Source organism: Marivita sp. S6314 (assembly GCF_023015985.1).
Classification (GTDB): domain Bacteria; phylum Pseudomonadota; class Alphaproteobacteria; order Rhodobacterales; family Rhodobacteraceae; genus Marivita.
This window is the reverse complement of sequence record NZ_JALKAO010000004.1, coordinates 266,947-292,624: the sequence shown is the minus strand read 5'-3', so window position 1 is coordinate 292,624 and position 25,678 is coordinate 266,947. Positions and strand designations below refer to the sequence as shown.

The 25,678-nt window shown below is 59.4% G+C and carries 27 protein-coding genes and 1 tRNA gene; 6 read left to right on the top strand and 22 right to left on the bottom strand.

Going from position 1 to position 25,678, the window contains the following annotated elements; all coding sequences use genetic code 11:
- Positions 1 to 128 precede the first annotated feature (128 nt).
- Positions 129 to 218: transfer RNA gene (locus MWU54_RS13695), tRNA-Ser, on the top strand.
- A gap of 91 nt (positions 219 to 309) precedes the next feature.
- Here MWU54_RS13695 and MWU54_RS13690 read toward each other — a convergent pair.
- Complete coding sequence (locus tag MWU54_RS13690) at positions 310 to 789, bottom strand: hypothetical protein (protein WP_247084782.1); 480 nt, start codon at positions 787 to 789, stop codon at positions 310 to 312.
- Between the two features lie 89 nt (positions 790 to 878).
- Here MWU54_RS13690 and MWU54_RS13685 point away from each other — a divergent pair, with 89 nt between their 5' ends.
- Positions 879 to 1,166, top strand: coding sequence for a helix-turn-helix transcriptional regulator (locus MWU54_RS13685; RefSeq protein WP_247084780.1), 288 nt, complete (start codon positions 879 to 881; stop codon positions 1,164 to 1,166).
- A 23-nt stretch (positions 1,167 to 1,189) separates the two neighbouring features.
- On the opposite strand, the gene MWU54_RS13680 is transcribed toward MWU54_RS13685, so the two are convergent.
- From MWU54_RS13680 to MWU54_RS13610, 15 genes are all read right to left on the bottom strand, one after another.
- Complete coding sequence (locus MWU54_RS13680) at positions 1,190 to 1,813, bottom strand: hypothetical protein (RefSeq protein ID WP_247084778.1); 624 nt, start codon at positions 1,811 to 1,813, stop codon at positions 1,190 to 1,192.
- A 368-nt stretch (positions 1,814 to 2,181) separates the two neighbouring features.
- Positions 2,182 to 2,595, bottom strand: a complete 414-nt coding sequence (locus MWU54_RS13675; protein WP_247084775.1) for a hypothetical protein — start codon at positions 2,593 to 2,595, stop codon at positions 2,182 to 2,184.
- Between the two features lie 193 nt (positions 2,596 to 2,788).
- Positions 2,789 to 4,180: a phage major capsid protein gene (locus MWU54_RS13670; RefSeq protein ID WP_247084773.1), complete on the bottom strand. Its 1,392-nt coding sequence runs from the start codon at positions 4,178 to 4,180 to the stop codon at positions 2,789 to 2,791.
- A 164-nt stretch (positions 4,181 to 4,344) separates the two neighbouring features.
- Positions 4,345 to 4,578: a hypothetical protein gene (locus MWU54_RS13665; RefSeq protein ID WP_247084771.1), complete on the bottom strand. Its 234-nt coding sequence runs from the start codon at positions 4,576 to 4,578 to the stop codon at positions 4,345 to 4,347.
- On the bottom strand, positions 4,575 to 5,216 hold the full coding sequence (locus MWU54_RS13660) for a hypothetical protein (RefSeq protein ID WP_247084769.1): 642 nt from the start codon (positions 5,214 to 5,216) through the stop codon (positions 4,575 to 4,577). Before MWU54_RS13660 ends, MWU54_RS13665 begins: the two co-directional genes overlap by 4 nt.
- Before the next feature lie 223 nt (positions 5,217 to 5,439).
- Positions 5,440 to 6,579: an AAA family ATPase gene (locus tag MWU54_RS13655; RefSeq protein WP_247084767.1), complete on the bottom strand. Its 1,140-nt coding sequence runs from the start codon at positions 6,577 to 6,579 to the stop codon at positions 5,440 to 5,442.
- Entirely contained in the window at positions 6,579 to 6,968 is a 390-nt protein-coding gene (locus MWU54_RS13650) for a hypothetical protein (RefSeq protein ID WP_247084765.1), read from the bottom strand. Before MWU54_RS13650 ends, MWU54_RS13655 begins: the two co-directional genes overlap by 1 nt.
- Positions 6,965 to 7,183, bottom strand: a complete 219-nt coding sequence (locus MWU54_RS13645) for a hypothetical protein (protein ID WP_247084763.1) — start codon at positions 7,181 to 7,183, stop codon at positions 6,965 to 6,967. The genes MWU54_RS13650 and MWU54_RS13645 overlap by 4 nt, the downstream gene beginning before the upstream one ends.
- A complete protein-coding gene (locus MWU54_RS13640; RefSeq protein ID WP_247084761.1) occupies positions 7,180 to 7,368 on the bottom strand; it encodes a hypothetical protein in 189 nt (62 codons plus the stop codon). The genes MWU54_RS13645 and MWU54_RS13640 overlap by 4 nt, the downstream gene beginning before the upstream one ends.
- A gap of 3 nt (positions 7,369 to 7,371) precedes the next feature.
- Entirely contained in the window at positions 7,372 to 7,557 is a 186-nt protein-coding gene (locus MWU54_RS13635) for an AlpA family phage regulatory protein (RefSeq protein WP_247084759.1), read from the bottom strand.
- Positions 7,558 to 7,661: 104 nt separating this feature from the next.
- Complete coding sequence (locus MWU54_RS13630) at positions 7,662 to 8,318, bottom strand: hypothetical protein (protein WP_247084757.1); 657 nt, start codon at positions 8,316 to 8,318, stop codon at positions 7,662 to 7,664.
- The gene (locus MWU54_RS13625) at positions 8,315 to 9,598 is read right to left on the bottom strand and encodes a site-specific integrase (protein ID WP_247084755.1); all 1,284 of its coding nucleotides are present in this window, start codon (positions 9,596 to 9,598) and stop codon (positions 8,315 to 8,317) included. Before MWU54_RS13625 ends, MWU54_RS13630 begins: the two co-directional genes overlap by 4 nt.
- Before the next feature lie 238 nt (positions 9,599 to 9,836).
- A complete protein-coding gene (locus tag MWU54_RS13620) occupies positions 9,837 to 11,702 on the bottom strand; it encodes a DUF4214 domain-containing protein (protein WP_247084753.1) in 1,866 nt (621 codons plus the stop codon).
- A 146-nt stretch (positions 11,703 to 11,848) separates the two neighbouring features.
- Positions 11,849 to 12,859: a hypothetical protein gene (locus MWU54_RS13615; protein WP_247084751.1), complete on the bottom strand. Its 1,011-nt coding sequence runs from the start codon at positions 12,857 to 12,859 to the stop codon at positions 11,849 to 11,851.
- Between the two features lie 72 nt (positions 12,860 to 12,931).
- On the bottom strand, positions 12,932 to 13,603 hold the full coding sequence (locus MWU54_RS13610) for an SIMPL domain-containing protein (RefSeq protein WP_247084749.1): 672 nt from the start codon (positions 13,601 to 13,603) through the stop codon (positions 12,932 to 12,934).
- Positions 13,604 to 13,786: 183 nt separating this feature from the next.
- On the opposite strand from MWU54_RS13610, the gene MWU54_RS13605 reads away from it, so the two are divergent.
- A complete protein-coding gene (locus MWU54_RS13605) occupies positions 13,787 to 16,303 on the top strand; it encodes a hypothetical protein (protein WP_247084747.1) in 2,517 nt (838 codons plus the stop codon).
- Between the two features lie 135 nt (positions 16,304 to 16,438).
- Complete coding sequence (locus tag MWU54_RS13600; RefSeq protein WP_247084745.1) at positions 16,439 to 18,319, top strand: monovalent cation:proton antiporter-2 (CPA2) family protein; 1,881 nt, start codon at positions 16,439 to 16,441, stop codon at positions 18,317 to 18,319.
- 48 nt (positions 18,320 to 18,367) lie between these two features.
- Here the strand turns inward: MWU54_RS13600 and MWU54_RS13595 are convergent, their stop codons facing one another.
- The 5 genes from MWU54_RS13595 to MWU54_RS13575 form a co-directional block, all read right to left on the bottom strand.
- Positions 18,368 to 18,886 carry a CarD family transcriptional regulator gene (locus MWU54_RS13595; protein ID WP_247084743.1) on the bottom strand — a complete coding sequence of 173 codons (519 nt, stop codon included), beginning with the start codon at positions 18,884 to 18,886 and terminating at the stop codon, positions 18,368 to 18,370.
- A gap of 274 nt (positions 18,887 to 19,160) precedes the next feature.
- Entirely contained in the window at positions 19,161 to 19,499 is a 339-nt protein-coding gene (fdxA, locus tag MWU54_RS13590; RefSeq protein WP_247084741.1) for a ferredoxin FdxA, read from the bottom strand.
- Between the two features lie 49 nt (positions 19,500 to 19,548).
- Positions 19,549 to 19,902: an RNA-binding S4 domain-containing protein gene (locus MWU54_RS13585; protein ID WP_247084739.1), complete on the bottom strand. Its 354-nt coding sequence runs from the start codon at positions 19,900 to 19,902 to the stop codon at positions 19,549 to 19,551.
- Positions 19,903 to 19,930: 28 nt separating this feature from the next.
- Positions 19,931 to 22,861, bottom strand: coding sequence for a helicase-related protein (locus MWU54_RS13580; protein ID WP_247084737.1), 2,931 nt, complete (start codon positions 22,859 to 22,861; stop codon positions 19,931 to 19,933).
- Between the two features lie 33 nt (positions 22,862 to 22,894).
- A complete protein-coding gene (locus MWU54_RS13575) occupies positions 22,895 to 23,449 on the bottom strand; it encodes a hypothetical protein (RefSeq protein ID WP_247084735.1) in 555 nt (184 codons plus the stop codon).
- 89 nt (positions 23,450 to 23,538) lie between these two features.
- Between MWU54_RS13575 and MWU54_RS13570 the strand changes: the two genes are divergently transcribed.
- Together MWU54_RS13570 and MWU54_RS13565 are read left to right on the top strand one after the other, a co-directional pair.
- Entirely contained in the window at positions 23,539 to 23,829 is a 291-nt protein-coding gene (locus MWU54_RS13570) for an SCP2 sterol-binding domain-containing protein (protein ID WP_247084733.1), read from the top strand.
- Positions 23,829 to 24,764 carry an alpha/beta hydrolase gene (locus MWU54_RS13565; protein ID WP_247084731.1) on the top strand — a complete coding sequence of 312 codons (936 nt, stop codon included), beginning with the start codon at positions 23,829 to 23,831 and terminating at the stop codon, positions 24,762 to 24,764. The genes MWU54_RS13570 and MWU54_RS13565 overlap by 1 nt, the downstream gene beginning before the upstream one ends.
- 116 nt (positions 24,765 to 24,880) lie before the next feature.
- On the opposite strand, the gene MWU54_RS13560 is transcribed toward MWU54_RS13565, so the two are convergent.
- Positions 24,881 to 25,651 carry an aldolase/citrate lyase family protein gene (locus MWU54_RS13560; RefSeq protein WP_247084729.1) on the bottom strand — a complete coding sequence of 257 codons (771 nt, stop codon included), beginning with the start codon at positions 25,649 to 25,651 and terminating at the stop codon, positions 24,881 to 24,883.
- Positions 25,652 to 25,678: the final 27 nt, after the last annotated feature.

The following is a 25,678-nucleotide window of genomic DNA, read 5'->3' as shown; positions in this document are numbered from 1 at the left end:
TGCCCTGATACCTATGTCGCACGAAACGCGATGCCAACCCAAACCCCCGTGAACGTGTCGACGCGGCCACTGGGAAATAGAGGTTGCACAGATCAAAAGCAGAAGCTAAACGCCCCCCTGACCCCCGCGGAGAGGTGCCGGAGTGGTCGAACGGGGCGGTCTCGAAAACCGTTGTGGGTGCAAGCCCACCCAGGGTTCGAATCCCTGTCTCTCCGCCAATTATTCTCATAAGTACATAATTTTAAAAGAAAAAGAGCATAGCCTGCGGCCCCGCCCCTTATCCTACCCGCCATCGCAAAAACGCTTGATTTAGGCCGCGACCCATCCGGCTTTAATCTCATCCACCGCCTTTTTCACCTCGGCTTCAAAGTCTGCATCGGGATCATTGCCGCGCTTGATGCCGTCTATGAGCAGCTTCACTTCATCCGGTGGAAAACGGCTGATCGCGTCGATGAAGCGCTGTTCCTCTTCGGTGCGCTTGTATTTCTCGCGGTACGTCGCCAGCACGCCCGCGACAGCACCGCAGAACACCCAATCCAGATTGACGCCTTCAATCTGGCACCAAGTCAGCAGGCTAGTGGTCAGAATGATTTGGTCGGGTTCTTCCTCATCGTATTCCAGTTCCGGCGGATCAACATCGAAGTGCTTGCAGAACCACTCTATGCGCCCTTCTGTCGTCGTCAGGTCTGCATCTGTCTCGCGGCAGAACGAGTATGTGATGCCGGGTGTTTCGACCGTGTGTGGTTGCAAGCCGGTATCGTTCGCCGTCGCGGCGTTATCATTGGTCATTGCCATATCCTCTTGATGGATTATCAGAACACAGTTACGATAATATCAGTGCAGATAGCAGTCAACAGAAAACCGAACAGGGTTACGATATGAACGCCACGCAATGTAAAATGGCCCGTGCAGCAACTGGCCTTGGCGTTCGTGATTTGGCGAAACTTGCCAACGTATCGCCAGACACAGTGGCCCGCCTCGAAAGGGGCGAAAACATCCGTGAAAAAACCGCTGACGCCATCCGCACAGCCCTCGAAAAGGCTGGCGTGGAGTTCATCGCAGAAAACGGTGGCGGTGCTGGTGTTCGTCTGGTCAAGCCGGATGCTGAAAAAGGCGGCGTGGCAGGTGGTGGTGGACCCGAGGCCATCACCAGATCGCAGGATTAGGTTAATCCTTTAGGGGCGTCAGCCTACTCAGATTTCGGTTCGTCTTGCGGAATTAAACTTATCAGGCCACCCAGTTCTGAACGGAATGCTTCAGCCATTTCGACCATCACCTTTCTCACGGCGTTCTGAAGTTCAAACACTACAACTTGGATCAAATTCACTTGCACTTCATCAAAGGCACCGCCGTGTGGGAATACTGGGTTTGAAAGTCTCGCTAATTGTTCGCCACTCGCGCTTTGCAACGGCTCGATAGTTGGGCGAAAAAACCTTCGAACCTCCGGATCGCTATGGGCAAAATAGCCCTTCCTGCTTTCGATAATTTTCTCGTGGAGTTCTTTCGTGGACTTCTTTGGATCAAGTCCGATCCGCCTGAACCCAAGTTCAGGCAATCCGTTTGCGCGGTTGAATGGCCTCGCATATGTGACAGCCATGCTCGTTTCGAAGCAGCTTCTTGTGAGAACACTGCTTGCGGGCGCAACGAATTTCGGATCAAAATGCCGTGGCGTGCCGTTTTCGGAGATCCAATCCAGCAACAGATCAGAGGCATGATATGCTTCACGGAAGTCGTTGTGAGCCAAACACAACCTTACAAAGAGTTTGTCCTTGTTTGGCAATTGATCAGCAAGCGCCGATGCATCAATTTTCAAGAAAGCCTTGGCAAATGGCCCAGGGCCATCTGACCAATCATGTGGGTAGAGTTCTGGTCGGTAAGGGGGCATGGGACTGATTTGGTAACTCCTAGCAGGAGAAATGTGAACATCTCCGAAAGCGAAAAACTGCGTGTCGTGCTCTTACGGGCTTGTTCGTGCGATCTGTGAAACGATTCATCAGACGGGTGTTTTTGTCCATCGACTCCTTTAGTTGATCGCCCTTCACCTGCAAAACGATGTTCAATTCTTCGGCTGAAATTGCCATTTTAGCTCCTTGGGGGGGTACACCCTTTTTCTAGGTGATATTGCAAACGGAGGGCCGGATCAGGTTAACGGAATGCCCGGTTTAGGGACGCGACCACCCCCTAGTGTGCAAACTGCGCCCACGGGTCTTTGTCGTCGTTTTCATCCGCAGGCATTTCCACCTTCGCCCGATCGGCAGGCGTTGCGCCCAGCTTGCCTAGTGCCGTGTTTGATGCCGCCATGAGGGACGCCGGGACGGGTTCGCCTGCCTTCACAAACTCGCGCACCTGACCTAGTGCGACAGATGCCAATTCAACCGCCGCCCTGTCCTCGCGGATCAGCCATCCCAAAGCGCCCGTGAGTTCGCACCACACGGCCCGCGCGTTGGCTTGCAGGTAGTCAGGCGGGTTGCCTACAGGTTGCCCACTGGTGCGCGGTTCCTTGCGGTCACGGTAGCGTTGCGGGTCTTTCTTGTCGGCCCCGGTCAACCGTGCCTTAGCGATTGCGTTCTTCGGTGTCGGCATATCGTATCTCATTTTCAGAATGTTTGAAGTGCGGATATGTGCGTTTGGCGGGGCTACGGGTTACTCAAAAAGTTATTTTCAGAAAACCGAATACCCCCTCCCTAAATGATTGCAGCCTTGCCGGATTGAACGTCTGCGAGAACAAAGGACCACGCATCCGGCTTGCCGTTATCGGACGGGCTGCACGCCCTCTCAAAGATGGCCCTTATGCTGCCTGACCAACGCCAGTGATCGTGTAAAATGCGCCGGGATGCGTCACCGCCACGTCAACCCGCATATGTGCAAGCAACGTGTATTGCAGGTTCGATGCGTAAGCACTGGTCTTGAGAACCTCGACGCGGATATCGGAACGGATGCCCACCAACAGGCGCGAGAAGTTGCCCGCGATGATAGTGCTTTCGTCGCTGCCCGAACCGCCATCAACCGGAATGCTGGTCGTGGTCAACATCGGGATTGCCTCCAGCTTTGGGTTCATCCGTAGCGGTTGCCCGTCGCTGTCCACCAGATCAGTGAAAGAACCTTCATCGCGCGGGTGCATGATGTAGGCGCTCACCGGCCCGCTATTGGCTGTCAGGATCGCCGTCCGGGCTTTGGACAGGTTCGCATAGTTCGCAATAATTGCGTCTTGTGCGACCGTGCCGATACCGCTTGTGTTGGCGATGCCGCGCGGTTCCGGTGCCGTACCGCTACCCAGCAACGCCACACGGTCAAGTTCGACGGCCATAGCCGCTGCGAGAACGCGGGGCAGTTCCGTTGCCAGGTTAAGACTGTCCTCCATCAGTTCGACGCTGACTTTCGTCTGCACCGCCAGCGAACGCGGGATCATCTGCATCAGACCGAAGGTCGGGTCGGACTCTGCCACGTTGCCAGCCTCAGCCCGCCATGCCGGAACCGGGTCGGACAGCAGTTTCGCCCAATTGTTCGTGTCGCTGGTCAAAGGCACGGTTTGCGCCCCCGCCTGCATCACGACGCTATTGGCCCGTGCAAGGTCGATCAGGGTTGCCGACAAAACGTCTGGCACGGTGTAGCCGCCTGCACTGTCAGAGCCTTCGGAAAGCGCGCGACGTTCCACCTCGGTCTTGCCGCCTAGCACCATGCTGCGCAGGTATTGGCCCACACTCAGGCCGCGATAGTCGCTTTCAAGCGGCACACGCGCTTTGGCCCAATCGGTGAACCTCTGTTCCGGTGTCAGAGCAGGGCAGATATCGCCTTCCGGTTCGTCATCTGTGCGGGCTTCCTTTGCGCCGGGAATAGGCCGCTTGGCAAGCCGTGCCGCCGATTCCGCTTGTGCGCGGGGTTCGCGGGAACCTTCTTCGGTGCGGACGTCGTATTCACGCTCAATCGCGTTGAACAGTTCCATGACGCCATCGCAGGCAAGTTCGACTTGTCTACGTTCTTCGGCGCTGGTCTTGTCGGTGATCCTGTCCAGAGCGTCACGCGATGCTGTCATCATCCGCTTGGATGCTTTTTGCAGATCGCCCCAAGCCATCGTGTGCGGTTCGATTTCGTTTAGGGACCGAACGCCAAGGTCGCGTAGTGCTTTCATGCAGTGCTTGCGAACGGCAAGGTCGGTTTCATCATCAAGAATGAGTGTCATTTGTCTGTTTCCGTTTCTGATGCCAAGGCGCGCGAAAACGGCCCCGGCTAGGGGTTCACGTTTCGCGCTCGGCCATCAGCTTCGCGGAAAGTAGAGCCAAGCCCCCGCCATCAGCAGGCGCTTGTTGTTGAATCTTATACATGAATCCGGCTTTCCGCGCAAGTTCAGCAGGCATTGATTGCCCCCGCCTTGCCCAGCTTTTTTACCGCCATCTTCGTGAATGCGCGTTCCACGCCTTCCGGCCCTTCAACCGCAATATGCGTTTCAATCGCCGCGCCCATAATCGCCGCCGCAAAAAATCGGATGTTGCCGCCCTCAGCTTCGATCTCATCAATCGCCGCTGTGATAAGGCGTTGGACACGTTCTTTTTCGGTCAACATGATTTCTTCGTGGGTCATAGCTGCACCTCCCCCGGTTCGCGTAGCTGCCAAACCCGCTTTTTTCGCCAGTCCAAGTCGCTATGGATACGCTCCATCTGAAGCCCATTGACCGCGAAACAGATGTGCTGGTTAGGCGTGTCGCTTACGATCCCCCAATGAAGATACAGTCTGCCGTCCCGCTCATCCTCGATTTGCAGCAGATCGCCAGCACGCGCTTCCTGATGAGGCACGCGGTCGCCAACGGTGTCGAAGTAATCCAAAGCGCCGATAGCCCGCGCGTGAGAATAGAAGTCCTTGAGACTGTCCCAACGTCCGGTGTTCGCAGCATAGAATTGCGTTCCCAGCATCGCGTCCAGACATTGCGCCGCGAACAAAAAACACTCGCGTTCGCCGGGGCGGTAATGCTTGTCTGCCCACTGGTCGATCACACGCAGCAGGTTGTGCCGCCAGTTCTCGTGCTTTCGATAGAGCGGGGGGAAGGGCTGTCGAAGGTGCCAGACTTCGCCCTCAGGACGCGGCGCAAGCCCCTTGATCGCGTAGTGTATCGGGTCGAACAGATCGAAAGCCTTGCGCTTGCCGGTGATTACCTCAAGTCGCGCCGCTTCCAAACGTCGGTTTAGTTCCGCGCTGTCCAAGGTGATTTGCTCAAACGACATGGCTTGGTCCTTTCAGGTGATGCTTTGAAATTCCGCTGCGCGGGCGCTTTGCGCCGCCGGGCTTGGCCCGGAATAGGATGCGCGACCCCGCCAAGGGGGATGCGCAATCCCTCAGGGTATAAGGGATGTGGTTGGCTAGGGGATTTCAGGGGGATTACAGGGGGTTTGCTATGGGGTATCGAACCCAGTTTGCTAGGGGGTTGTGTAGGGGTTTGCATGGTTGTCATTCCCCCGCTTTCACGATGAAAGACCGCTTGCGCGACGCTGGCCCTTCGCTTTCGATCTTGATCTTTCCAGCCGCCAGCAGGCTTTCCATCGCCGCTTTCAAGGCGCGCTTTGTCATGCCTTCGTTGTCCGGATGTTCTGCGAAAATCTTGGGTGCGAAGCTTGAACCACTCACGTGATTAACTTGCCGCCCCTGCGCCGTGAACGTCGCCAACAGCTTCATGAATACGCGTTGCGCCTTCGCCCCCGCCGCAAGCTTGTCCAAGCCTTGCTCGACTGCCTCAGGCACGAAAACGCCGGCCTGCCACTTCATGTGCGTTTCGCCACCGATGCGCCCATAGTTGGCTTTCATGGTCGTCATCACGCGCCGGTCAGGGTCCGACTCGAAACCGTTGTCTGTGATCCGGGATAGGTAAAGCCGCGACCGTACGGAGTTATTCCAGGCGGTAGAGCCTGACGACCCAGAGCCGCTAGAAAGCCCGGTCAGCGACGGATGCCCCAGCAGCAGAACCGCACATTGCCGCTTGATCGCCAGCCCGCGCAGGATGCCGATAAACTGGCGCACCTTGGCCCGGTCGTTTTCGTTCGCCGGGTAAGTGTCTGCCAACGTGTCGATGACAATAAGCGAAGGCGCTTCATCCGCCGCCCGCTCGTCCAGTTCCTTGAACAGTTCGGACGCAATGAGCGACACTTGGCTTTCAATCGCCAGCAAGGCGCTTTCGCCCGCCAGTGACCGAAGGGTTAGCCCTTTCAGGTCGTCATATGTCGCCCGCTCGGCGCGCAAGATATCATCAAGGCGACGGTGCAATTCGTTGTCGTCATCCTCGGCGCTCATGTAAATTACGCTGCCCTCGGATACCGCCTTTCCGATCCACTGGCGTCCGGTCGAAACCGCGACGGCCAATTGCAGGGAAAGAAGGCTCTTGCCGGTGCCGCCGTCGCCACTGAACAGCGTGACAGTGTTCTGAGGTACAAGATCCTGAACAAGCCATTCACGCGGCTGCACGGCCTTGCCCTTGAGCGTTGCCGCGCAATAGAACCGTGACCGCTCACCGGCCCCGGCCCGTTCATCCTGTGACTTCGGATGTTCGGCGCGGTGCGCGCGGTCTTGGTCATCCATGTCTTGAAAATCACGCATCACGCCGCTGCCCTCCCCTGCACGTATTCAAGGAAAGCCGCGCGACGCGGTGCAGGCGAACGGTTGAGCGATGCCAGCATGTAGGCGTCGCGTTCGTCCTGTGTCGTCAGGTCGGCCCAAAATGACGCTTGATCCATGATGCCAAGCAAAGCCGGTTGCGGCTGTCCTGCGCCCTGCGGTGCTACCGCCTCGAAAACGGCCTCGATCTGGTCATCATCCAAGGTGCGCAAAGCCGCGTAGGCCAGTGCTGCACGCTGGTGAACCTCAAGACGCGACGCCAGGACAATAGGCAAGCCAAGCCACGCGTCGTGCGTATCCAGCCACGCGGCATAGCCCACGCAGCGCGCGGCCTTTTTGATGTTGCGGGGGATGTGCTTGGAAACGCTCATGCCAGCTTCCCCCCGATCTTAAAGGGGCGCTTCATGTCCGCCGCCAAGTTGCGTGCAATGTCGTGTGCGCATTGGCGCTCAGGGACGCGATAGAGCCGCGTCCGAAGGTCTTTGCCCGGACAAGGTGTCACCAGTACCACGTCGAAGTGACGGCCCGCCTTGATGACAGTGTAATAGCTGGTGGCCGCTGTTGGCAGTTTGACAACTTCGTTCATGCCGTCACCCCGCGCGGGTAGCCGGTGAAACGCTCGACAGAGCCGGACGCCTTGCACCAGAAGAAGGTTGCGAAAGTGACGGGTTCCGGCGTATTCTGTTTGTGAAGTTTTGCCGCTTCGCTTTTGTTAAGAGCCTCGGTGCCGCCCGCCAGCGCACCGGGGTTTTTCTTTTTCTGCTCGGTCATGGGTTACGCGGCCTCGCTCTTTGCCGCTTCCCATGCTTCGATCTCGGAAAGCTTCCAGCGCGCGCAACCGGGTGTCAGGCGAACAACGCGCGGGAATTCCGGGTGTTCACGATGCCACCGCCAGACGGTCGGACGGGCGATGCCGTAGCGACGCGCAAGGTCGTTGTCAGTCAAGTAAATTTCAGCCATATCGGCACCTCATTCTTGCTGGTGCCGGTCGGGACTAATGACACCAGAATGTTACGGTGCCTCACACAAACATTGTCAAATCAGCCCAGGTATTGAGGATAAAATTAAATTTTAAATTCCATCGTCAGACGAACCGCTGCGGCGTGAGCCTTGTTCACCCAGGTTCGGTCAACTTGATCCTCGTGACTAAGAACCTCGGCGATTTTCTCCCAAGATGCTCCACAAGTCCGCGCGTCCAAAATTCTCAGATAAGTCAGCCATTTTCCTAGTAGCTTTCTAAACTGCACCTTTCCGCCGATTTGCGCCTGCTGTTGCTCCATCAGGTATTTCTTTGCTTCTGCGATCTGGTTTCGAACGGGCTTTCGCAAATCAAATTTGAGAACGGCCTCCTTAGGGTTGTCGGTGACAATTTCGCCATGCGCCAAAACCGTCACTCCGACTGGTGGCATAGTCAGAACGGCTTCGGGCTGGTCCGATATCCTCGGATTTGGCAACGGTTCCCATGAATCCGCTGTGATTGAGGTACTTAGAATGTAGAATCCCGGCTGGCTCGGCTTCAAAACGCCGTAGGGATATCTATTAGGCTCCTGTTCGGCTTCAAAAAGCCTGCCCTCATATTCACTTGGTGCGTTCAAATCGAATTCTTGCCGGAGATCCTCTCGCCTGCGCAAAAATTCCCAACGCCACCTTTTCAAACTCCACCGATCAGTAGAGCCGTATTCCGCAATGTCGGTCCAGTTCGGAATGTCTAAATCCTTCATACCGCCGCCCCGATCTGCACCACCTTGGCCCCTGCTTCGCCGCGCAAGAACCGGCCCCAAGCCGCCATCATGGCCCGCCGCTTTTCGATCATGTCACCGCGCCGATAGGCCCGCTCAACGTCGCTTCCGACCGAGTGTGCAAGCTGAATTTCGGCCATCTCACGCGGAAATTCTGTCCGCTCGGATACCCAATCCCTAAACGTGCTGCGCAAGCCGTGAGGCACCGCAGGACGCCCCGACACGCGGTCAAGGTATCCGCCTTCCTTCGCCGCATTGATGCGCTTCATGCAGGCGCTCAGAGCCGCATCGGATAGCATACCGCCCCGCACCGCCGGGAATACGAATTTGCTACCTTCGATGCAATCCAAGCTTTCCAGCAGCTTCACAGCTTCCTTGGTCAAAGGGACGCGGTGTTCCCTGCCCGCCTTCATTCTATCCGCCGGAATGATCCACATGCCCGCCGCAAGGTCGAATTCAGACCAAACGGCCCCGCGAATTTCACCAGACCGCGCGCCGGTCATTGCCATGAATTCAAGCGCCCTAGTGGCAAAGCCGGATCGCCCTTGCACGTCTTTGAACCATGCCGCCGCATGGTCAATTTGCAGCGCCGGGTGATGCTCTACCTTCGCCACCTTTCCGGGCTTTGGCAGGATCGCGTCTAGATTGCCCTTCCACCGCGCCGGGTTGTCGCCTGTCCGATGCCCTGCGACCGTCGCCCACGCCAGAACCGCCTCGACACGCCCGCGCAACCGCGATGCCGTTTCATTCTTGGTCAGCCAAATCGGTTCAAGGATGCGCTGCACGTCCGTTACCGTGATATCGTCCACCAGCATCTTGCCGACCGCTGGCACCGCGTAGGCGTCCAAGGTCGCGCGCCATTGCTTTCGGTGCTTTGGATTGTCGAATTCCGCCAGCTTGCCCTTGAGGAATTTTTCCATAGCCTCGGCAAAGGTCAGGCCACGCTTTTGCGCAGCCTCCAGAGCCGCCCTAGCGGCCTTCTTGTGCTCAACCGGGTCAACGCCCTGACGGATCATGTCGCGCGCCTCTCGCGCCCTCTCACGCGCTCCTGCAAGCGTCACGTCAGGAAAACCGCCTAGACCAATATGCCGCCGCTTTTTGCCGACGTTGCAACGCAGTATCCAAGACCGCGCCCCGGCGGGTGTGATCTGCAACAGCAGGCCATCCACACCACCTACCGCAAACGTCGCATTGTGATCGTGTCCGGGATGCTCAAGGCGCTTAACCTCAAGCGCCGAAAGTTCCCTAGCCTTCTTTGGCACAGTTCGATTCCAATCTTTTGCCGCCCGCTTTCCTACCTGCCAAAAACAATGGTATTGGTCGTTACAGGTTGCAACAGGTAATTTCAGAGAAGCCTATAAAAACAAGGTATTTCAGCACATTATGAGGCAAGTCGTTACAGGCTGTTTCGGCACAATGGCCGCCTGTCTCTCCGCCATTTTGGCCCATCCGTACTGATTGCTTTCGCCCCGTTTTATCGGACCGGCTGTGCCGTACGGTTCAGGCGATTGCGTCAAACGGGGAGTCCAGAACACCGGTGATCTGGATCAGGAATGCGCCGGTTTCGGCGTCGAGGGCCGATGCATGGAGGTCGTTGATGGCATCGACGGCCGCGTTGGTTCCGGCCTGTGACCCGTCGAACAGGGACATCACCTCGATCGCGTCAGTGACGTCGGACATGCCGCGATGCACGGCGTAGAGCGCTCCGATATCGGTTTTGGTGGCAAGATAGGCGCGGTCTGCCTGTTGCTGGTCGATAAACGCCTGCGCCGCATCAGGGGGCGGGGCGGCTTTCGCGCCGTCGAGCACTTTCAAGATGAACTGATCGCGGGTCACACGGCCGGACTCGAGCCCGTTGACCCAGAAATCGAACCCGTCCTGATCCGGGATGCGACCCAGCACATTGCCGTAGACGGCGGCGGCGAAGGCGGCATTGCTGAGGTCTTCGGGATAGATGGCGCGGGTTTCCGGCTGGTCGACAAACAGCGATGCCATCTCTTCGAGGCTTGTGCCATTGGCAAAAGCCGTGCCCCAGAAACCTAGCCCCAGCGCGTCGGGTGCGCGGTTGAAATAGGCAATGTACAGCTCGATGAAGCTTTCAAGATTGGCGTCGTTGAGTGCGGCCGTGCCCGTATACCGCGCCAGATCGAAGGCGGCGGTGTCATCCTCGGATCCGAAGGTCAGGAATTCGAGGTCAATCAACCGGTCCGTGCCATCCCCCTCGTCGGTGCGGTCGGTCAGGGTTATGCCGCTGGAGGACAGAACAAGCGTGTGGGCGTTTTGCGCATTGCTGAACTGTGCGGTGTCACGACCCGCGCCGCCGTCTAGCGTGTCATCGCCCCCTGCCCCGATGAGCAGATCATCCCCGGCCCGGCCCGCCAGACGGTTGTCTGCAAAGCTGCCGGTCAAGCCATCCCCGAACCGCGTGCCGACCGCGTTTTCGATCTCGCCGGTGAGCCAGACAAGCTCGGTTGGGACAAGTTGCGTCAGGTCAGCGCGGTATTCCGATGCTTTCGCGGCGATCCCGACCAGCGTGTCGACTTCGGAACTGGGTTGCGCATCGGGCAGCAGGACCTGCCACCCTTCGGTCATTGCCGACAGATCCACCGTGTCGGTCCCGGTCGCATCTGCAATGGCGTAATAGTAGTCCTGGTTTTCCAACCGGTGGATGGTGTCGCCAGCATTGATGGTTGGGTTGGGGCCGTAGATGTATTGCAGCGCGAGGATATCGAGCACCATCGGCGTGGCCGGATCCCATTTTTCCTCTTCCTGCTCGAATTGGTCCGAGTAGGACATGATCGAGGCCCAGTCGGTTTCCATGAGATCGGTGATGTTTGCGGACGCCCAGTCGGGGAAACCGCCGGCTTCTTCGAAGGGATGTTTGAGACCCAGCGCATGACCGATTTCATGCAATACTGTCAGGAAGCCTTCGGAGCCGGGCCGGAAACTTGATGCGGCGATGATCGGGTGATCGAGGTTGAGAAACACATCTCCCGGCTCTGCCGCATAGACTTCGAACTGGGTGCCGGGCGGGGACGGGAAGTAGGCGAAGGCCAGAGTGTCTGATTGGGGATCGGATTCAAGCGTATAGGTGAGGTCGGACCCCGCCGCCCCTGCGGCCATCGGATCATCGAACGCACCGATATAGCTGAACTGGACGTCTATGAACGGTTCAATCGCGGCAAGCGCCGCGCCGAAATAGTCGATGGCAAAGGCGCGGTCCGGGAAGGTTTCGCCGTTCAACCCGTCTGCAACCGCCCAGGACAGCACGGTCGATTGCGACGTGTTCCAGCCGCTGCCGCCCAGAATGACGTCAATCGCATCGCTGGAGCTGGGGCCATAGGAAAATCCGGTTTGAAAGGCCATGACGTCTCCGTTCAGGGATCACAAATGAAATCGCACGCGCCTGTCCGTGTTTCGTCATCAAAATTGCGGCGCGTCCGGCAAGCTTGGCAATGCTGTCCGGAATTGTAAACGGGTTCGCGATCAGACAGCACAACAACGCGCAGCCGCTACACCATCCAGAACCCGTTTTTCTTGATTTTCTGGCGGATGGGTTGTTCGCGTGTCGGCAGATGATCGCGGTCAAACAAGGCACGCACCTTATGCCCGCGGCTTTGATAGATCATGCGCTTGAACGGTTCATAGCCTTTGAGGATCTTTTTCACCGGGTTCGGTGCAGAGATCTGTTCCAGAAACGCAATCGCGTCGTCGCTTTCGCGCGCATAAAGCAAGGGCATGTTGCGGTAATGGACGGAAGTCTTGCCATCGATAAAGCCCGGCGGCAGCGCGTCGCGCCCGCCACCCAGCTTGTGAATCACCAGTGGCAAGGCGATCTGGTCCAGCCACGGGTGCATCGGCTGGCACACCAGTTCCTCGGGCGGATCGGACCGGATCGACAGCGCCATGTCGAGATAGGTTTGTCCAAAGATGTGGGGACATTGGTAATAGAAAAAACCTGCATTGAAATAAAGGTATCGGCGCCAGTGTTCATCCGGTTGCGACAGGTCCAGAGAGCTTTCGAAATCAAGCCCGAAGCGATCGTAGAGCGACTTCCAGATCGCCGAATAGCCGGGACCGTAGAGTTCGATCTGCGGCCAGGTGCCTTCAACCCGCAAGGACGCCATCGGTTTGGCAAAGTCGAACGGCACCTCTGCCATATCACCGGTGATCAGCGTGTCCGTGTCGAAAAAGATAAACGGCTCACCCTTTGGCAAAGCCAACAGGGCCTCGATCTTGTTTCCATAGGGATAATCACTGCCGAAATGGGTGTTTTCGAATGGCAGGATCGTTGCGCCCTGCACCTCTAGCATATCGCGCAGAACGTCCGGACGAATGGTCGGATCCATCGTCCAGCGGTCTGACGGCTGTGGCTCGGCCACGTACAGTTTGAAGCGCGTGCCCGGCGTGCTGGCCTTGAGTGAGAGCGCAAACAGCAGCGCTTCATAGGCCAGACGCCCCATTTGCCCGATGATTAAGACGTTAACGGTGTGTGCGCTGGTCTTGGTCTTGGCCCGTGACATGACGCCTCTTTTGTTCGACTGCTCTTTTAAGCTGTGTATAGGCGCACGGGCCACATCCGCCTAGGGCCAAAGTCATTCCGGCGCGATCTGGAAAACCATTGTGACCCCGGCGCGCAGCTCGGTCTCGCCTTCCGCGACAGGCACACCGGCATCCGACGCGCGGGCCATGCTCAGCATTTCGGGGCGCGGCGCGCGTATACCGGTTTCGTTCAGGCTGACCAAGGGACCAAGTGTGACACCTGCAGCGGCGGCATAAAGCTCGGCCCTCGCCCGCGCATCGGCCACGGCTGCTTTGCGGGCGTCGTTCATCAGCGGGTCGAGATCGGACAGCGTGAACTGCAACCCGCCAAGCTGATTGGCCCCATCCGTCAACACCGCATCCAGCACGGTCCCCAGTTTGGACAGATCCCGGATCCGCACCGTCACCCGGTTTGACGCCTGATAACCGCGAATGCGTGGTTGATTGTTGGATTGGGTGCGGTTTTCCCACACCGGATGCAGCGACAAATCCGAGGTCTGAACGTCGCGAGGCGCGATTTCAAACGTCTCCAACTGGGTGAGAATCGCAGAGGTGATTTGCGAGGTCTCGTCCATTGCTGCCTTCGCTGTTTTTGCCTCGGCTGACGCGCCCATCGTGATCACGGCCATGTCGGGCACGGCAAAAACACGTCCTTCGCCCGACACGGTGATGTGCCCCGTCGTTTCGGCCTGCGCCGCCGTGACAAGGAAAACCACCGAAAACATGGCTAATACGCCTTTAAGGAATTGCATGATATCGCCCTGATCTGATTAAACTGACCTTCAGCATTCACGTCTGACCCAAGGCTGACAAGGCCTGAAACGAAACTGCGCAAAAGCCCGCCTCAATCCGCAAAAGACCTGTCCAAGTGACTCCCATCCCGCGAAAAGGGCTGCTAAAATAGCGTTATGAAGCCAGACTTTGCCCTGACCCTGTCGTTCGAAGGTATTTCGCTGTTGCGTCGCGTGTCCAATGGCTGGGCACTGGTTGGTGACGTGGCGCTGGATGCCGCTGATCTGCGCGGCGCGCTGGCAGAACTGCGCACCGAGGCGGACACATTGTCCCCGCATGGCGGTCAGGTCAAACTGATCGTCCCCAACGAGCAGATCAAGTATCTCAAGCTGCCCGATATCGGACAGACCGGCGATGATCTGCAACAGGACATCCGCCATGCGCTGGACGGGGCGACGCCCTATGCGGTTGATGACCTGAGCTTTGACTGGGCGACCCGTGATGGCCAGGTCTTCGTGGCCGCCGTGGCGAACGAAACGCTGGACGAAGCGGAAGCCTTTGCCAAAAGCCATCATTTCGAACCAGTCAGCTTTGCCGCGATTGCAGAGGATGGCGATTTCGAGGGCGAAGTGTTCTTTGGCACCGCCGCAAGCTGGACCGGGCCGACACCCGAAAAAGACGATCACGCCATCGTCATTGTCCCACCAGAGCAGGTGGTTGAGGCAAGCGCGGAAGATGCACCCGATGGTGCTGCGGACGCAGAGCCGGTCGTCGAAGAGGATAGCCCCGAGGCGACTGCGTCTGACGCAGAGCACGACGCTACCATCGAAGCGGAGGCCTTGGCGCCGGGGGCAGCGGATGCGCCTGTCGATGACGACGCGCCCGAAGACGCTGCATCCGATGTTCCGCCTCCGGCCGAGCGTCCGGTGCTCACACCGCGACCTGCGGCGCCGGCGGCGACGCCATCCTTTGCATCCATCCGGGCATCGCGGTCCGCTGACACGGGAACCGCCCCCCCACCACCACCAGCCGTTCCACTGCAAACCGACAGCGCCGCGCCAACGCCCCGGTTCAAACTGGGCGGCGCGCGGAAATCGACGCGGGACAGCGATGTCACCGCACCTGTCCTGCAGGTCGAACCCGTTGAAGACCCGCAAGAGCGCAAGGGGTTCGGCTTTTTCAGTCGCCGTCAGAAGGCAGAGACCGCAGCAACCACCGCCGAGACACAGCCCCCGAAGCCCGAGGTCACTCCGGAACGCGACGCGGTGCCGCCTGCCCCGGCGGCCAAACCGGCGCATGACCCCGGCCCTGCCCGTGCCGCGGTGGCCCGCATTGCCGCCATGCGCGCCGGGAGGTCGACAGACCAACCAAAGCCAAACGCCGCAGAGCTTCCCGACGAACGTCAGCGCATGACCGTCTTTGGTGCGCGGGCCGAGCCACAGATCGGCGGCAAGCCGCGCTTTCTTGGGCTGATGCTCACCAGCGCGTTGCTGGTGTTGCTGTTGGCGGTCGCGGCGTGGGCCAGCGTCTTTATGGACGAAGGGATTTCGCGGTTCTTTGATCGCAGCGACGAGACCCCCTCGATCGCGCGGTTGCCGGATGTGGAACTGCAGCCGCTGGACGGGTCGGTCACCGCCCCGGTTGACGAAGACGCGGTGCAGCTGGCAGCGTTGAACGTGGATGACGCAGAGCAACCCGACGACACCGGTCTGGCCAGCCTCCTTCCGCCCCCCGCTGCGCTGACCCCGGAAGAGGCCGATGCAAGATATGCCGCGACAGGGATTTGGCTGAAATCGCCCGACGCCCCCGCCGCGCCGTCCATGACATCGCTGGACGATCTGTACGTCGCTTCGATTGACGGACGTGTTCAGCAGTTCGACGCGGTCGCTCTGCCAAGTGCAACCGTGTTGCGCAACGATGAAACCTATCTGTCCTTGTCCAACCCTCCCGCCGCCGGGTCGCGCTATAATCTGGACGCGCGGGGCTTGGTTATCGCCACACCCGAAGGGGCCGTTAACCCGGAAGGCGTGCGCATTTTCGCAGGATTGCCGCCCGTGGTGCCCCCGGCCCGTCCGGCCGCGCCCGAGGTCGCACCGGAACCGACAGAAGAGGTCACAACCGCCGTCTCGGCGCTTCAACAGTTCCGCCCGAAACCCCGTCCGGGGGGGCTTGTTGAAAGCAATGAACGTGCAACCCTCAGCGGCAGCACGCGGGCAGAACTGGCCGCGTTCCGCCCATCGGCCCGGCCAGCGGCACTCAAAGCCGCCGAAGAAGACGCTCAGCCCGAAGCCACCAAATTTGCAGTTGCGCAATCGGTTGAACCGGTAACGCGGCCCCGCAACTTCTCGCGCATCGTGTCCCGGGCGCGGGAAATCCAGCAAAGCCAGGAAACACAAGTTACCCAGGTGGCAGCAGTCGCCCCCCGGACGGTGCAACCTCGCATTCCGTCCACCGCTAATGTGGCGCGACAGGCGACGGTCAAGAACGCCATCAATCTGCGTCGGATCAACCTGATCGGCGTGTATGGCAAACCTTCCAGCCGCCGGGCGCTGGTTCGTCTCTCAAACGGGCGGTATCAGAAAGTCGCGGTCGGCGACCGTCTGGATGGCGGGCGCGTGGCGGCCATCGGCAACAGCGAATTGCGATATACCAAGAACGGGCGGAACGTGGTTCTGGATATGCCGGACGGCTGACACCCCGGCAGCATCGCCAGTCTCTTTCGCACTAAGCTGCCATTTACAAACTAAATTGCCGATCCCGGCAACGCCGTGTTGCAATCGGTCCGCTTCCCCCTGCATCCTGTTTGCAGAGCAAAAGGCATCATCTATATGGGCGAATTTCTTTTTCTGGCGTCAGTTTTCCTGCTTGCCGCCGTCATCGCGGTTCCCATAGCAGCGCGGCTGGGCCTGGGATCCGTTCTGGGATACCTTCTGGCGGGCGTCGCGATTGGCCCCGGTCTTGGCCTTGTCGCAGACACCACGGACCTGCAGCATTTCGCCGAATTCGGCGTTGTGATGATGCTGTTCCTGATCGGGCTTGAACTGGAGCCGCGCGCGCTTTGGGATATGCGCCACCGGCTGATCGGGCTTGGTGGCCTGCAGATCGCCATCACGATGCTGGCAGTGATGGTCGCGGCGATGATGATGGGCATGGTGTGGCAGGTGTCGCTGGCCATCGGGATGATCTTTGCCCTGTCGTCGACCGCGATTGTTTTGCAAACGCTCAGCGAAAAGGGTCTGATGCAAACCGGTGGCGGGCGATCCGCGTTTTCGGTGCTGCTGACGCAGGACATCGCGGTCATTCCGATGCTGGTGTTTCTGCCGCTTCTGGCTGTGCCGACAGGCCCAACGCTGAACACCGACGGCTCGATCCAGCGAAGTGTCGAAGACCATTCCAGCGATGCCCACGGGCACACCATGTCGCTGGTCGAAGGTCTGCCCGGATGGGGCGTCACCCTTGTCACATTGGGCGCGGTGGCACTGATCATTCTGGGCGGCATCTATGGCGCACGGCCAATCTTTCGCTTCATCCACGCGGCCAACCTGCGCGAGATGTACACCGCGCTGGCCCTGCTGATCGTCATTGGCATTGCGTTTCTGATGACCGCCGTTGGCCTTTCTCCGGCGCTGGGGACGTTTCTGGCCGGTGTCGTGCTGGCCAACAGTGAATTCCGCCACGAACTGGAATCGGACATCGAACCGTTCAAGGGCTTGTTGCTGGGTCTGTTCTTCATCACCGTCGGGGCCGGGATTGATTTCAATCTGCTGTTTTCCGAACCCATCACCATTCTGGCGCTTGCGCTTGGCGTGATGCTGCTGAAAGGCATCATCCTCTATATGCTGGGACGCGCGTTCAAGCTGCGAGGGCGCGATCAGTGGCTGTTCACGCTTGGCTTGGCGCAGGCGGGTGAATTTGGCTTTGTCCTGATTTCATTCTCGCTGCAGCAATCCATCCTGCCCGGCTATCTGGCCGACCGGTTGTTGCTGATCGTCGCGCTGTCGATGCTGATCACGCCGCTGGCGTTCATCCTTTACGAGGTTCTGTCAAAACGGATCAAGGACAGCGCCGATACACCCGAGCATGACACGATCGACGATCAGGGCACGGTCATTATCGCGGGCATTGGCCGGTTTGGACAGATCGTCAACCGGCTGGTGCAGTCGGTTGGGGCCAAGACCGTGGTTATCGACAACAACCTGCAAACGATCCAGCTGATGCGCCGCTTCGGATATCAGGGCTTTTTCGGCGATCCGCTGCGCCCGGATCTGCTGCACGCGGCCGGGATCGCCAAGGCGCGCGTGTTGATGGTGGCGCTCGATGATCCCATCGCGGCCGAAAAGCTGGTGCGATACGCCCGCAGGCTGCGGCCCGACATTCATATCGTCGCGCGGTCGCGGGACAGGACACACACCTACCGTCTTTATCAGGCCGGTGCGAATGACATCGTGCGGGAATTGTTCGACAGTTCATTGCGGGCGGGTCGCTACGTGCTTGAAAACATCGGGCTGAGCGAATTCGAAGCGTCCGAGGCGGAAAAGCTGTTTTATCATCACGACCGATACTCGGTACGGGAACTCGCCAAGCTCTGGGACCCCAACATTCGGTCTGCGCAGAACGAACCCTATATCGAACGCGCCAAGGAGTTGGAGAAAGAGCTTGAAGCGTCATTGCTGGCAGCGCTGGAGGCCAACAACAACGATGCGGCATAAAAAAACGGCCCCGGATTGGGGCCGCTTTTCGGAAACCTGTAAGGGCCGTTACGCCGCCGCTGGGGCGCGGGACATCAGAACATCCGTCACCTGCTTGGCCGCAGCAAGTTCATCCCCACCCGAAGTCGCCGCGATTTCGCGGGTCAAACGCTCAAGCGCGGCTTCGTACAACTGACGTTCGGAATAGCTTTGTTCGCGCTGGTCATCGGCGCGGTGCAAATCGCGCACCACTTCGGCAATCGCGATCAGATCGCCCGAATTGATCTTCTGTTCGTATTCCTGCGCCCGGCGCGACCACATCGCGCGCTTGACCTTGGCTTTGCCCTTCAGCGTTTTCATCGCCTGATTGACAACATCCGGAGAGCTAAGCGACCGCATTCCGATCTCGGTGGCCTTGTGCGTGGGGACACGCAGCGTCATCTTGTCTTTCTCGAACGAGATCACGAACAGTTCGAGATTGATTCCCGCAATCTCCTGCTCTTCGATCGACACGATCTGACCCACCCCGTGCGCGGGATAGACGACATAGTCATTCGGGCGGAATTCGGATTTTTTCGACTTGGTCATTCAGAACCTTCCTTGGCGTGCACCGATGAGATCACAGACAAAAAAACCGCGCGGAGGCAAAGCTCCGAACGTTTCTTGCCGATGATCAGAATTAGCTTGCTTTAGCAATCCTGCCCCGCTGTGCAGGGCGATGTCTCACAGATGTCGTTTGCATTGACGACACTATACCACGAATCGACCCCCCACGGTAGGGCCAGCCAATTTCGCAACATCTATTTAATTTCAGGGACTTACGGCTTTCGACACATGTGGACAAGAATCGGATGCCGAATCATTATCCACCTTCGCCGGGTGCTTCCGAAAAGTACTTTTCCAGTTTTCCGCTTTCGCCATCCCGCTCTTCCGCGTCGGGCAACGGATCTTTCTTGGTGATGATCACCGGCCACATTTCCGAATACTTCCGGTTGAACTCGACCCATTTTTCCATGTCCGGCTCTGTGTCCGGGCGAATGGCGTCGGCCGGGCATTCCGGTTCGCACACACCGCAGTCAATGCATTCGTCGGGGTGAATGACCAACATGTTCTCGCCTTCGTAGAAACAATCTACGGGGCAAACCTCAACACAGTCGGTATATTTGCAGGCAATGCAGGCATCATTGACAATATAGGTCATGCGGCGGATCCGTTTGTCGTTTGAAGGCTAGCTAGTCCACGCCGTCGCATCATTCAAGCAGGTCCGTCCGCGATTGTGCCAAAGCGCGACGATCTTTCTTAGTTGGACGCCCTTTTCCTTCAAAACGAGGCACTTGCGTTGACGGCTCACGCGGTTTCGGCGGGTCCAGATCTTCGTACAGCGCCTGCGCTTCGGGGGCTGGTCCACGCCGTTCGCCCAAGGCCAGAACCTTGATCACCCTCACATCACGCGCTTGCGGAAAGGTCAGCACATCCTCGGGCGTCACAACATATGCGGGTTTCGAAATCGGCTGTCCGTTCACCCGCAATTTCCCGGCTGAAACCACCTTGGCCGCCAGACTGCGCGTCTTGAAAAACCGCGCGTGCCACAGCCATTTGTCCACGCGCAGTTTTAACGTCGGCTCGGTCAACTCAGTCTTTGCCTTTCAGCCCCATCAGGGCTGCTGCAAACGGGTTGTCCGGGTCGATCTGCTTTTCCTTGCGCGGCGGTTTCGACGCAAAGGTCTTTGGCCCCGCATCGCGCGGTTTGCCTTTGCCCTTGGGTTTGCCTTTGCCACGCGGACGGTCGCCCTGTGGCTTGCCGCCCTCGCGGCGACCTTTGCCACCGTCCCGCGTGCCCTGGCGGTTGGGGCGGTTGCCGCGCCATGTGAAGGTGTAAAACACCTCCTGTTCCGGTACGGCCAGGGCCGCATCCGGTGCTGCGCCGGGATCGATCTCGGTCTCCGAGTTGGCATCAACGCCGCCTTCGGCGGGCGCTTCAACCGGCTCTTCGGCAATGGGGGCCACACCGTCATCGGCAACCTGCGCTGCGTCTTCGGTCACGGATTCTGCCGCTGTTCCCGGTGCGCCGTCTTGCGCGGCGTCCATCACCGGGGTGTCTTCGACCGGCACCGCGCCATCAATGGCGGCATCCTGTTCCTTGGCCACCGCCGCGTCCGCGCCCGGCACGACCGCATCCACAGCGCGTACCTTTTGGCGTTCGCCCTTTTCAGCCTTGTAGCCCAGTCCACCCATAAGATCGGCGAATTGTTCAAGGGTCAGACCGGTGATCGAGAGCATATCGGGATTGGCTTCGAACCCGCCCCGGCTGTCCTGCGCGCGCAGCAGATCGGCCAGACGTTCCAGCATGTCGATGCGGATCGCACGGTCGCCAGCGGCACGGTATCCGGACACTGTATGATGTTCGGGCGGCGTTCCGGGGGTGTTCGGGATTGTCACAAGACCCGGAGGGGGAGATTCCGGGAACACGTCAAAATTCTTGGCAAGGCTCCACAACACCAGACGCAACCGCGTCGGCGCAGGCTTCAGCAAGAGCGGCATAAAGATCGTGAACTGACCAAAGCGGATGCCATGTTTGCGCAACATGCCACGCGCGTCCTGATCCAGCGCTTTGACGTCATCCGCGACATCGGCACGCGGCAGAACGCCCATGCCTTCAACCATGCGGAAGGCAAATCCACGCGCAAGGCCGGTCAGCGTTTCGTCTTTCTGAAGGTTGATCAGCGGCTCAAACAGCGCGGCAATCTTGCGGTCGATGAAATGCTGCAGGCGGCGTTCGACCTTTTGGGCCACATCCGCGCCAGCCTCGTCATCGACAAACGCAACAACGCGCGGCTTCAGTGGATCATCACCAGCGGCCAGTTTGCCCACCGCCTGATCGCCCCACATGAGACCACCCTGTTCGGTGAAATCCATCTCGGTGTCCGGCGCGTTGTAGAACCGGTCGGCGCGCAGATGAAAATGCGGTGCCAGCGCCTGCAACGACGCTGTCTTCAATGTCTTCGCCTCTTGCCCGGTCGCATCCTTGTCCTGACGGAACCGGAACCCTTCAAGTCGTCCGACGAATTCGCCTTCGACGGTGACTTCACCTTTATCGTTCACTTCGGCCAAGAGGGCCTCCTTCTGTTTCAACCGCCGCAACAGCACGGACGTGCGCCGGTCGACAAATCGTTGGGTCAGACGCTCGTGCAAGGCGTCCGATAGCCGGTCTTCTACAGCGCGTGTCTGGCCGCGCCAATGGCTTTCGTCACCAACCCAGCCTTTGCGTTGCGCCACGTAGGTCCATGTGCGGATATACGCCAATCGTTTCGACAGCGTGTCAATGTCGCCATCGGTCCGGTCAATCCGGTTCACCTGCCGCGCGAGGAAGTCATCGGGGATGCTGCCGCGCTGGTGCAGGTGACCGTAGATCACCTCTAAAAGCCCGGCATGTTCGGCATGGCTGATTCCCCGGAAATCCGGGATCCGGCAGACATCCCACAGCAATTGCACCGAAACGGGATCTGTCGCACGGGCGACAACTTCGGCTACCGAACTCAGCGCCTTGAGCGCCTGAAGATCATCGGCCTCGCGCGCCTTGACCAACCGGTCATCATTTGGCGCGGTTTCAAGCGACGCAATCAGAGCGTCAATCGTGCCAAACCGCAAATCCGCGCTGCGCCAGTTCAGTTTCTTGAGCGGCGTGAACCTGTGGTTTGTGATCGCCTCGGCCACGTCTTCATGCAGCGGCCCGGCCTCGCCCGTCACACCAAAGGTGCCGTTGGCCATCCCGCGCCCGGCCCGGCCCGCGATCTGTGCCAGTTCATTGGGCATGAGCGGCCGCATCCGCCGTCCATCGAATTTCGTCAGCGACGAAAACGCCACGTGGTTGATATCAAGGTTCAGACCCATCCCGATGGCATCGGTCGCGACAAGGTAATCCACCTCTCCGTTCTGGTAGAGATCGACCTGCGCATTGCGTGTCCGCGGGCTGAGCGCCCCCATGACAACAGCCGCCCCGCCCTTCTGACGGCGCAAAAGCTCGGCGATGGCGTAGACGTTCTCAACCGAGAAGCCGACAATCGCCGTGCGCGGCTGCAAGCGGCTGATTTTCTTGGACCCGGTATAGGTGAGCTGGCTCATCCGTTCGCGGCGGACAAACTCGACCCCGTCCACCAGTTCTGAGATTGGCCCGCGCATCGTGTCTGAGCCCATAAACAGCGTCTCATGCAGGCCGCGCATCCGCAACAGGCGGTCGGTGAACACATGTCCGCGTTCTGGATCGGCGCAGAGCTGAATCTCGTCGATGCCGACGAAATCACAGCCCATGCCTTCGGGCATGGCTTCGACGGTGCACACCCAATATTGCGCGCGGGGCGGGACGATGCGTTCTTCCCCGGTGACCAAAGCCACCACCGATGGCCCCCGCGCGGCGACGATCTTGTCGTACACTTCGCGCGCCAGCAGCCGCAACGGCAAGCCGATCATGCCCGTGCGATAGCCCAGCATCCGTTCAATCGCGTAATGCGTCTTGCCTGTGTTGGTCGGGCCAAGAATGGCCGCAACCCGCGCTTGTCCGGCCATTGAGCCTGCCCTTTTTCGCCTCGGTTCGGGAAATTACAGGCTTGTGCCCGTCACCCGCCCCTCCAGCCGCTCCATTGCCTCGATCACATCGGAATCGTGCGGCCTCAGCGTCAGTACCCGCGAATACGCGTCATAAGCAAGGTCGGGCTTGTCCACCTGCTCAAGGATCGCGCCAAGCCCCCGCAACGCACCGAAATGCTGCGGGTTGAGCGCCAACGTGCGTTCCAGCGCGTCGGTCGCCGGGCCAAACATGTCCGCGCGGTAATAAACCAGTGCCAGCGCATGCCAGCCTTCGGCAAAGTCCGGCGCATGGTCTGTCAATGCTGTCAAATGGTCCATTGCGGCCTCGACATCATCCACATCCAGCGCGTCCTGCCCGCGTTTGAGCAGCAGATCCAAGGACGCGGACCCGGATTTGGCCCATTCCTGACGGACCTGACGTTCAAGCCGGTCCGCCGCGCGTTCATCTTCGGCCTGCGCCAGATCCTGCAGCAAAGACGCGGCCACGTCTTCCTTGGCGACAAGCCCGCCGACACCAAGACCCGACGTCAAAAGAAATGCCGCAACGGCAGATTTGTAATTGCGCATGCTGAACCTCATAACCAATCTGAGTTTAGCGTGAGACGGGCGCAATGCCAGTCTTCACTTTGAAAGCGCGATCACAAGGAGACGAGCGTATGAGCGATGTTGTGGCACAGGCAGTGACAGCCCTGAACGAAAAGCTGGGGGGCGAGGGCATTGACGGCACCGCGCAATTCAACATCGAGGGCGAAGGCAGCATGATCGTCGACAGCGAGGGCGCACGCGAAGGCGAAGGTGATGCGGACGTCACATTCAACGCCGATGCAGACACCTATCGCGAGATTTTCGACGGCTCGCTTGACCCGACATCGGCCTTCATGTCCGGCCGCCTGACCATCGACGGCGATATGGGCATGGCGATGAAACTGGCCGCGTCGCTGGCCTGATGACCGAGCCCGCGCCCTACAGGGCGGATCTGGCCGACGGGCCGGACACGCAGGCGTTCTGGCTGCGCACCTCGGACGGGGTGCGCATTCGCGTTGGCCATGCGGCGGGCACACAGCTCAAGGGTACGGTGTTTATCCTGCCCGGACGCTCTGAATATATTGAAAAATATGGCTACCCTGCGCAGGATTTCGTGCAGGCCGGGTTTGACACGTTGACCATCGACTGGCGCAGCCAGGGCCTTGCCGATCGGCTCAGCCCGAACCCGATGGTGGGTCACGTAAACCGGTTTCTGGATTTTCAGAAAGACTGGTCCGCAATGCGGAGTTTTGCCCAACAGCAGCGCCTGCCCAAACCCTGGTTCATGGTCGCACATTCGATGGGCGGGTGCATTGGTCTGAGGGCGCTGGTGCAGGGTGCGGACATGCGCGCGGTGGTGTTCACCGGACCGATGTGGGGCATCAGGATGGCCGCCTATCTGCGCCCCGTGGCTTGGGCGCTGCCCCGGGTGATGGGGCTTCTTGGCCAGGGTCACCGGCTCGCACCCGGGACATCCATCGAAAGCTACCTGACCGCCGCGCCGTTTGACGGCAATATGCTCACCTCCGACCCCGAGATGTTTGCCTATATGCGCCGTCACGTCGAAGCCGAGCCGCTTTTTGGTTTGGGCGGCCCATCCTACACGTGGCTGCAAACCGCCCTCGCCGAATGCGACGCGCTGTCCACCAAGCCATCCCCCGCGATGCCGGCCCTGTGTTTCGTTGGCTCGAACGAGCAGATCGTCGACACCACCCGCATCCGCGAGCGCATGACACATTGGCGCGGCGGCAAGCTCCTGATGGTCGACGGCGCGGAACACGAAGTGCTGATGGAAGCCGCCAACATCCGTCGACAAATCACCGGCTCCGCGATCTCATTGTTTTCCAGCGTCAGCTGAAACGGGTCCTTTGAGCAAGACTCCCGTCAAAGTCTGAGACGATCCTGTTCAACTGGAACGGTGCACTGCGCCGTCATCGCGGTTTTAGCAGGTCGGCCAACAATGACCTGCGGCTCTCAAGTCTTTCCGATTTCATGCACGCCGCGCGCTTCTGCGGTTGCGCCGGCCCGCATCCAGGAATGCTCGGACGAGATGAAGAAACAGCTCATGCCGTATTTCGACCATTCCTGCGCTTTCTGCGCATTGGCCACCCAGGACACATATGCCTTTCCGGCCGCCTCTGACGCCCGTCCGACTCTCTCCATCGCAGTGAGCAAATCCTCGGACGCCTGATTGTCGTGGCCGTACCCCACGGACAGATCCGCGGGTCCAAGAAACAATGCGTCGATCCCGTCCGTCGCGGCGATGGCCTCGCAGGCTTCAACGCCTTCCGGTTCCTCGATCTGTGCCATCACCACCGTTTCTTCGGCGGATTTGGCCAGCAAATCAGGCATCGACTGAGTTGCGTACCCCGCCCATCGCGTGGACCCGGCATAGCCGCGCCCGCCACGCCCAAAACGGGCCGATTGCGCCACCGCGGCCGCTTTTTCAGCGCTGTCAACATGGGGCACGACGACCCCAACAGCACCGCAATCCAGAGCCTGCAGAATTTCGCGCGCGGACCCGTCACCGACCCGGATCAGGATCGGGAAGTCAAGCGCGCGGCCCATGGCGCAACAGGCATCAATCGCACTGCGGTCGAACGGAGCATGTTCCGCATCAAGACACACAAAATCCAGTTCGGATTGCGCCAGGACTTCGATCAATTGATAGGCAGGCGTTTTCAGGAACGTGCCCGCCAAGGGCATGCGGGATACCAGGCGCTGGCGAAATCCGGCGATTTGCATGGGATGTCTCCTCGAAGTCAGGTCGTC